The sequence below is a fragment of the Nostoc sp. CHAB 5836 genome, assembly GCF_020829445.1.
Lineage (GTDB): Bacteria > Cyanobacteriota > Cyanobacteriia > Cyanobacteriales > Nostocaceae > Nostoc.
On the sequence record NZ_JAIVFV010000229.1, the window covers coordinates 1 to 9212 of the forward strand.

Annotated in this window: 6 protein-coding genes and 1 pseudogene; 5 read left to right on the forward strand and 2 right to left on the reverse strand. The window is 38.9% G+C overall.

Features of this window, described 5'->3' with window-relative positions:
• Window positions 1-360: 360 nt before the first annotated feature.
• The 3 genes from LC605_RS28825 (at window position 361) to LC605_RS28835 (ending at window position 4176) form a co-directional block, all read left to right on the forward strand.
• Window positions 361-2025 carry an ATP-binding protein gene (locus tag LC605_RS28825; RefSeq protein ID WP_229550871.1) on the forward strand — a complete coding sequence of 555 codons (1665 nt, stop codon included), beginning with the start codon at window positions 361-363 and terminating at the stop codon, window positions 2023-2025.
• Window positions 2026-2272: 247 nt separating this feature from the next.
• Entirely contained in the window at window positions 2273-3058 is a 786-nt protein-coding gene (locus LC605_RS28830; protein WP_229550872.1) for a ParA family protein, read from the forward strand.
• A complete protein-coding gene (locus LC605_RS28835; RefSeq protein WP_229550873.1) occupies window positions 3058-4176 on the forward strand; it encodes a ParB/RepB/Spo0J family partition protein in 1119 nt (372 codons plus the stop codon). Before LC605_RS28830 ends, LC605_RS28835 begins: the two co-directional genes overlap by 1 nt.
• Window positions 4177-4408: 232 nt before the next feature.
• Here the strand turns inward: LC605_RS28835 and LC605_RS28840 are convergent.
• Window positions 4409-5250 (reverse strand): annotated as a pseudogene (locus tag LC605_RS28840) (IS5 family transposase).
• Window positions 5251-5801: 551 nt separating this feature from the next.
• On the opposite strand from LC605_RS28840, the gene LC605_RS28845 reads away from it, so the two are divergent.
• A complete protein-coding gene (locus LC605_RS28845) occupies window positions 5802-7115 on the forward strand; it encodes an IS701 family transposase (RefSeq protein ID WP_229550874.1) in 1314 nt (437 codons plus the stop codon).
• 13 nt (window positions 7116-7128) lie between these two features.
• Here the strand turns inward: LC605_RS28845 and LC605_RS28850 are convergent, their stop codons facing one another.
• On the reverse strand, window positions 7129-7635 hold the full coding sequence (locus LC605_RS28850) for a hypothetical protein (RefSeq protein WP_229550875.1): 507 nt from the start codon (window positions 7633-7635) through the stop codon (window positions 7129-7131).
• Between the two features lie 992 nt (window positions 7636-8627).
• Here LC605_RS28850 and LC605_RS28855 point away from each other — a divergent pair.
• Window positions 8628-8732 carry a transposase gene (locus LC605_RS28855; protein WP_229550876.1) on the forward strand — a complete coding sequence of 35 codons (105 nt, stop codon included), beginning with the start codon at window positions 8628-8630 and terminating at the stop codon, window positions 8730-8732.
• Window positions 8733-9212: the final 480 nt, after the last annotated feature.

Consider the following 9212-nt stretch of genomic DNA (forward strand, 5'->3'; position numbering starts at 1 on the left):
CTCTCGGCTATGAATAAGTATGATCTATACCCGAATAGCACGCTTGTTTCTGTAGAAGCATAACTTTGCCGAAATGAATTGGAAGCATAAGCACGTTTTAACGGCAATCTTATGGTTCCACCGACAGTAAAGCTTTTGATAGTTTTGTGGCGGCAAATGACAGGCTCGCTGATCCCACCCCTTTTAAGAGATAAAGAAGCGGACTAGGAGCAGTTTCCGAAATTAACACTGTACTGGAGGCGATCGCTCTTTTTCACACAAGAAATATAGCCAACCAGTTAGTAATAATTATCCGTGTGGCTAAAGCATCAGTAATAAATTTGCTCTACAAGGAGAAAGTAAGTTGTTAAATTCAGGTTTATGAAATTGATAACAGACTGGCCTGCTCTGGCTGACCAAAATACTTCAATTGTGGCTGTGGAGTATCATACGCCTGACAGAATGCAGATTTTACAGCAGTTTTACCATTGGGGTGAGGAGCGGTCTTTGTCAGTCTTTGTCTGGAATCCTGGTTACTGTGGACTACAGCAATTAATTCAGCATCAAAGTCAGTACATCTTACAGTCAACTGACAGGGGTAAAGATGGGGACATTATTCAGTATCTTTTGGAGGAATATCAACCAGGCATTTATTTACTGGAGGGAGTGCTAAATGAGGGTCATTGTAGCAAAATAAGTCAAAAACATAGCTATCAATTACTCAATGCCTGTCATCAAGCTCTCTGGAGTCAACAACGTCATTACTGGGTGTTATTGGAAACTTACGTTCAACTACCTCTAGAATTACAGCCTTTTATTCCTGTACTGTCAAATCCACTTCCAGACCAACAGCAGGTGCAGATGGTTGTAGAGCAGTTTTGTGATGCCTGGGTTGGGAGTAGTCATCCCCGGCTTCAGCAGTTTGCGGAGTGCGATAGCGAAGCGCTGCTGCGAAGCGCAGATCGCCTACGGCACGGCGCAGCCGATCGCAATTCTTGGTTAAAGACAACAGAAAAAACATCAGCACTGCAATTGCTCTTTCGCGCCTGTCAGGGTTTACCCATAGGCGAGATAAATATGCTACTACAGCAATATCTGGGTTTTGCAGAGCAGCTTGAGGAAATTGCCCAATTAGTCCTAGAGCATAAAGTTAGCAAACTGCGGGGTCGGGGTTTAGAGTACATTGCTCAACCGGATGTACCTTCAGCCGGGGGATTAGATTTGCTGGAGAAAAGGTTGGAAACTATTACCTGTCTACTTCAACCTAAAGCAAAGCAATATGGATTGAAGTTTCCCACTGGAATGCTCTTATGGGGGCCACCGGGTACTGGTAAAAGTCTTTCTGCCAAGTTAGCAGCTAAGAAAATGGGATTGCCACTGTTAGCAGCTAATTGGGGTGTACTACTGGGTGATTCTGATCCCGACAGAGCATTAAAGGAGTTTATTGCTTTGGTGACTTCCCTTTCTCCCTGCGTACTTTATTGGGATGACTTTGATAAAGGCTTTGCTGGCTGGGACTCCAATGCAGATGGAGGTGTAGCACGGCGGCTATCTGCGGCTTTGTTGACTTGGATGCAAGAGCATCAAGAGCCAGTTTATACCATTGCTACTGTCAATCGCTTGTCAATGCTACCTGCGGAATCAGTGCGCCGTTTTGATGATATCTTTTTTGTGGATTTACCCCATGAAGGGGCAAGATATGAAGTTTTCAATCTACATCTAGCTAAGTATTTTCCAGCTTTTCGAGGCAATAACTCACCTTGGAGTGATGATCAATGGCGTAGACTGTTGGCTGAATATCGCATTTGCAGTCCAGCAGAAATTGGTAATGCAGTCCATCGTTGTGCTGAGGAGGCTTTTTATCAAGGTAGACCTGGGGAAATTGAGTTTGAGGATTTGCTGAAACAGCGACAAGAATTCACACCAGCTATGGAGCGAGAGTCAGAACAGATAGAGGCAATTCGCAATCAGGCTATTTATGCTAAACCTGTAGCTAGTCTGGATGTTTCTCGATTTGCTTATCAGCATCGGGAGTTATTTGGGTGATCAATTTAGCGGCAAATAAATGGGGAGAGGCTCGTCCTCCACAGATAAATTAAAGGGCTTCTCAACTAGCAAAAAAGCCTCTTCCCATTTTCCCTACCTAGCCTCGGCGCTCTGAATAGAATTTTTGGAATTCAGCTTGTGTCGGATTTTGAAATCCGACATTTATTAAAATTCTCAAACTTATGTTTGTCGGATTTTAAAATCCGACAAACACTTGATATACTGCAACTAAGTTTGAGCAATTTTTATGAAACAGATAGTTCTCGCACTCCTGGCTAATGCTGGTGGAGTAGGTAAGTCTACCATTAGCACACATATTGCCTATGAAGTAAGTAAACGGGGTTATAGCGTAGCTATGTTAGATTTAGACCCCCAACGTTCATTGGACGTATTTTGTGGTTTGTCACCAGCCGAAGCAAATTTAACTACAGTAGAGTTACTTTCAAAGGATTTTAAAGGTGATTGGTCATTAGTACCAGTTTGGGATTCCAAAGTTGAGGTGTGTCAAGGACATCCCTTGTTGGCTGAAATAGCTAATGAATTAGTGATCAGAAAACGTGGAGAATACAGTCTAGCCGACAAATTAAATAAATATTCATTACCTCATAACTTAATTATTTTGGACTGTCCTGCAACTTTGGGTATGCTAAATGTCAATGCTTTAGCTGCTGCTACTCATGTTTTGGTTCCAGTACAGTTAGAAATGAAAGCTATTTCTGGTTCGGCAGAGTTAGTTGAATGGTGTATTTCCACAAGTGACGAGTTACAACTTGAACCACGTCCACCAATTTTAGGGTTTGTTCCCAGTATGTATAACACAGTAGTAGCTATGCACAGGCAATACCTAGCACAGTTACCTGCAATTGCTGAGAGATTAGGGATAAAGTTATATCCCAAAATTCGGAGTTCTAACGAGTTTAAAAATGCTAGTGCCTATGGATTACCATTGCACAAGTATCGTCCCAAGCATCCTGCTTGCAAAGATTTCAAATTAATTGTTGATGATGTCATTGCATTAATTAAGGAAAAATAATGGCAAAAGCATTACCGCAAATAGGCGATAAATTTAAAGGGGCAGTACAGAAAACGGATCAAGAACAAAAAATTACGGATTTACAAGCTGAAGTAGAAAGGTTACGTGCATCGCAATCACCAGAATTAGAGACAGAAATCGCTAAACTGCGCGAACAATTGCAAACGCAAACAGGTGAGATTGCCATTGATACGGGTTTAATTGACCCTAACCCTAACCAGCCAAGACAAACAATTACACAAGAGTCTATTCAGGCAAAAGCGAGATTACTAAAAAAACATGGGCAGATTACACCAGTTATTTTAGTTCCTCAAGATAACGGTCGTTATATGCTCTTGGACGGACAGTTACGTTGGTCAGGAGCGAAGCTATTAGGATGGGAGACTATTCGGGCATTAATCGTACCTCAGCCACAGGATTTAGACCAATCATCGTTATTGACTTTTTTAGGTTTTGAAGATTTAAATCCACTGGATAAGGCAGAAGCAATATTTAAAGAGATTACCAAATCAACTGGTTTAGAATTGGATGAGGTTGCTACAACTCTTGGTGCTGTACTTAAGCGGCTTGAACGTAATAATCAAGTCAAGGAACTAACAAAATTATTAATTGCTAGTAGTGAGGAGCAACAACAAGGTTTAGAAGTACTGGATATTAATAACGACGAGCAAGCTTTATTTTTAGTGTTCTTAGAATTTGGTTTGAATCCTGCTTCTGTTAAGTCCAATCTTTTACCAATGTTATCTTTGCCAGAAGATTTAAAAAAAGCAATTCGTCATCAAGAACTGAAAGGCGCTCACGCATTGGCATTAGCAACATTGTCATCAAAAATCTTGAAAATTTCCGAACAAGAGGCTGCTATAGAACGAATAAAAGCAACAGAGGAGGTATTAAAAGAAAGTTTAACTGTACCTGAGACACGCGATTTAATTAAGGGTATTAAAGCTAAGTATTTAACATCAGAACAATCTGAATCGAAAGAAGTAAAAGTAATTATTCAAAAAATCAGTAGTGGATTATCTGAGATGACTTTAGCTAATGCTAGTCGTGAACAACTTCAATCTTTACAAGAAATCTTGGAGCAGAAATTAAACGAAATTGGTAAGTTAATGGGATAAGTTTTTTATTATTTGGAAATACACAAAGGGAGATTCCAGAATGACATAGATAATTGTAAAAACTGATAAAATGATAAATAAAAGAAATCAAATATTTTTCAAAATGTGAATTAAATTATCTTTAACTAAATGACTAATCATCAATACTAAAATAATTTAATTATGAGCTACATAAGAATATATTTATTTAGAGAATAAATAAAACTTTTAGAGATGATTCGTAAACAAAACCTTAAGCTGCCATTCGCTTTATCATCAAACGAATCAATGAGCCATAAATCATTGCTTCACTTAGCTCGGTGTACAATTCATAATCCTTACTCAAGCGCCGAAATCGATTGAGCAAAGCCTTATGTCCGCTCTACAATCCATCGTTTGGGCAATCGCTCAAATGTTTTCGATATCCTTTCAATCACCTCAACACGAACCTGTTCTCCACAAACGTGCTTAACGGCTTGAGCAAAGTTTTCTCCCGAATAGCCTTGATCTACCCAAACAACTTCCAATTTAGACAATTCCTCGGCTGCTTCATACAGTACAACCACAGCACCCAAACGTTCTGACGCATTGGCTTCAGTTACTAAAACGCCAATCAGCAACCCTTGAGAATCTACAACTATATGTCGTTTACGTCCTTTAACCTTCTTACCACCATCGAAACCGTAGACCTCCCCTTTTTTTCCGTGGTCTTCACGGATTGAGAATCAGCGGTAAGCGAAGCCATGCCGTTAGGCTTATCGCAACCGTAGACTGTTCATCTCTTCCTAAATCTTGTCGCAGTTGATGGCGTATTTGGTCGTGAATTTGCTACCAAATGCCTTTGCGCTGCCATTTCTGAAAGTAGCCATACACCGTTGTGTAAGGAGGAAGATCATGAGGCAGCATTTCCCACTGACAACCGGTACGTTGCACGTAGAAAATTGCGTTCAAAATTTCTCGTAAATCTACTTCTACAGGATGCCCAAATCCCTTGGGTGTAGGTAGAAAAGGCTTGATAATTGCCCATTCGGCATCGCTTAAATCACTTGGGTAAGATTTGCGGTGCGGATTGTCAATCGTGGGTAGACGGCTCATTAACTACAACATAACTACACTCGATTTAGCCTATAACCTAAGTAAAGCCTGATTCAGTTCTCTTTAGATTTTCTTTACGAATCAGCTCTCAATGAAGGGCAGCCGTCCTGACTTTTCACGCCATCTGTAAAAGTCACTTTGATCAGTTAGCGATGGCGTAACTGCGCCTTCCTGGTGGCGATCGCATAAATTGAGTTTTTCTTGTGCTGATCTTCTCGTGATTCCTAGTCATTAATCTAAAACTATTGAGAATCAGACTGTGAGAAAACCTACGCTAGAAGAGTGGAGAACTGACCGTGAAAATTCAGGCAGCCGTCGGCTGCCTCTAACTCCTCCTCTTAATGATTATCATTTTCAGTCAGAGTGAGATTTAATTTCCTCAAAGCCCTATGTAGTTTGAGTCTTGGTGTATTTTATCCTGATTCAGGCTCGTCAATATTTAGATGCGTTTGCCCTGCTTGTTAGAGTTGATTGGCGTGATTATCGCTCTTTTATTACTCTCATGAGAGTATAATTAATTACTAAGAGTTTAACTTAGCAAGGGTATTTAATTGGGTTCAAGAACGGCTACCTCCACGATCACCGTGGTAGACCAGTACTGCGATGCCTATAGAGATTTGTTTCCAGAAGTGAGGACATTTGAAAATTTTAAACATCTTCATGCTGGGATGTTATCTGATATAAAGCGTAAATCTTTACCAGAAATAGCGAAAGCAGTAGGTTTACACGATGCACAACCACTGCAAAACTTTCTTACGAATTCACCTTGGTCAGTAGAAGATTCACGAGACAGGCGTTTAGAACTGACTCTCTTAATGTTAGAGGGACGTTCATTTAAGCTAGTAATTGATGAAACTGGAGATAAAAAGAAAGGGAAGCATACAGATTATGTTGCGAGACAATATATTGGGAACTTGGGGAAAGTTGATAATGGAATTGTCTCAGTTAATGCTTATGGAGTATTAGGAGACTTGACTTTTCCTTTAATATTTTTAATATATAAGCCACGAAAAAGACTTGAAGTAGGAGGAGTCTATAAAACCAAACCTCAATTGGCAGTCGAAATAATTGAAGCATTGCTCAAAATTGGGTTTAATTTTGATTTGGTTTTAGCGGATAGTCTGTATGGCGAAAGTCCAACATTTATTGCTGTGTTGTCCAAGCATAAAAAACATTATTTACTAGCGATAAGAAGTAATCATCGAGAGTTTAGCTTGCCAGACCAAGAGGCTAAGTATGGTGTGTGGCAAGAATTTGAGCGGACTTTTAGTGATGGAAAGTCAGAAAAAAGATATATACAACAGATAAATGAAAGCGAATCCAGACTGATAACGTATTGGCGAATCACTACTGACCCAAATAATTTACCAAAAAATCAGACATGGTATGTAAAAGCAGATTTAAAAAGTGATATGGCGGCTTTATTAGGAAATCTTTATGGATTTCGTAATTGGGTAGAGTATGCCTTTAAACAAGGGAAGAATGAGTTGGGATGGGCTGATTTTAGACTGACGAACTACCAGCAAATAGAAAAATGGTGGGAACTAGTTATGAGTGCCTATTTTTTAGTAAGTTTACAGGCTCAAGCTAGAAATAAATTGGAAAGCGAAAGCAAAAATGAAGCAATCTCACCGCAAATTTCCAGAGAACCAGCAGATTTTAGTAACCATATATGGTGGGATTTCAGTTTGGGATGGAAGTCCACTTTGAACAATTTAAGATTAATTATTCAACCATATATATTCTGGAATCTAATCAAACCGTGGTTAGCCGTTTTTGTTAATACTAACTTCCAGTTGGGATTCCAGAAGCTGATAAAAATAATGAATCAATTTCAAGGTTATATAACCGTGGATTCGGGGTAAACCATGATATGGATCAAGGATAACTTTTTAAGGATTCACTATTGACTGGTGTTAAATAACACTTAGATATGAATCTAGCTAGAGATATTCGCGCACACTTTTTTTGCTGAACAATCTCTCTGGCTAAAAATATAGCATCCATGAACGATGGCATGGGTTGAGCTATCAAATTTGATTCTGTCACTATTTCAAGTTGGTCAGAAGTGCTGGGCGCATTTATTGCTTCTAACCTTGACTTTGTTTCATATTCAAACTCGTCGGTAATTCTATCTAGAACAGTCAATCTTGGTTCAGTCACAAAATCATCCTCCCAATCAATTGATTCTGTTTTATTATCAAGTATGAATCCTGTGTCTAAATATCGTGCATACCTCATTAATTCTTGCTCAAAAGCTTTTGGTATACGGATTGTACTTGTTTGTTTATGATTCCATGTAGATTTTCTGCCAGATTTTTCTCTATATCCTCCCCAGCTTGGGTTTAAGGCTTTTTTAGTAGTTTTTTTATTCACGTTCAACATGATTTTGTTACTTAATCATGTTAACTGTAATGTCTGCCATATCTTGGTTTTTTCACAGATATATTTGAATAATCCCAATATTTCCGACATAGCAGCGCCTGTATTGTTCACAGCCTTCAAGGAATTTCAAGAATCTCAGCAAATCACAGCATTTTTCTCTCACCAGAGACATAAAAGAGCGTTATTTACGGACTGATTACCGTGATTCATCACACAACGAATCGCACTTCCACATCCCGTGAAAAGTCAGGTATATCAATTTCCACCTCTGGAAGGCACAGCGATCACTATCAAGCGCCCAGGTACGCCATCGCAAAAAACGCTGAACTTTTGTAGCGATCGCAGCACTGCATCAAGGACAATCGCCTGCCCCATCTCTTCACTGTTCAATAGCTTTAAAAGCTGTAGTGCTTACCCTGCAAAGCTTAGAGCTTTTTTTAGTGCCATTCCGCTATAGGGAGCGAACTTATGAAATATAAATTAATTTTGAACTTGCATAAATCCCTGGTCAACCTCTGATATGTCTGTATGCTGCATTGCTTTAGCTTCTTTAGCTAAGCAAAGTTAGTCTGCATTGCAAGGCAAACACATCTTGTCAATAAGATAACAATACCTCATACCTCACAGCAAGGGGCAACGTTCGTTCGTTAATCAATCTATCAACAATCAAGAGGTATGACAATGCTTACCGACGAAGGTAAAATTAACTTATATTACTTAGATGAAACCGGATTTTGTCTCATTCCTTCTCTTCCTTCTGGATGGTAAGATATCGGACAGTGCTTAACTATTAATAGTCGCCGTAGTTCGCGCTTAAATGTTTTAGAAATCATGAATCTAAATAATCACCTTGAAACTTATGTTTCATCTCAAAGTATTAATTTGGATGTAATTATTGCTTGCATTGATGCTTTCTTTCCTAAGTAGATAAACTAACCGGGATTGTTGTTGAGCAATCCTCTATTCATCCCAGTGGGATTATTCTTGATAAAATTAAAGAATGGGAAGAACGTGGTATTATCATCTTTCAATTACCCTGCTATTCACCTGAGTTAAATTTCATTGAAATTTTGTGGCGGTTTATTAAGTATCAATGAATTGAAATTGATACTCACAAAAATTGGCAACCTTTTGTAGTAGTATCTGTGGAAAAAATTCTTTGAAGAATTGGTAAAAACTTTGTAATTAATTTTGTTTAGCTAGTTAACAGCATTGTTTTCTTTTCATTTATTCTGTTCAGTTGTCAAGTGCGTTTTTTATCCGGTTGTCTATGCTTATTTCCTTTGATTTGTCAAGCTCACATAATACCAAATTAGATGAGCTTATCCTGGTTGATCGCTGGAGCAACCCTACAGCCGCAATTACTTACTTGCGGCACTTCGTATATCTAGTTTGAGAATACTTTGATGAACTTTATAGCAGTAACATCTGTAAAAATATGTATCTATATTAATACCTTTGCCAAAATAAGAGCCTAGAAAAATTTTGGCAAAAACTGGCAAAATCTCCATACATAAACCTTTAGCTTCTGAGGGAGATGGGACTGTCAGAACCTTTATACTGCGAGCAATACGTTA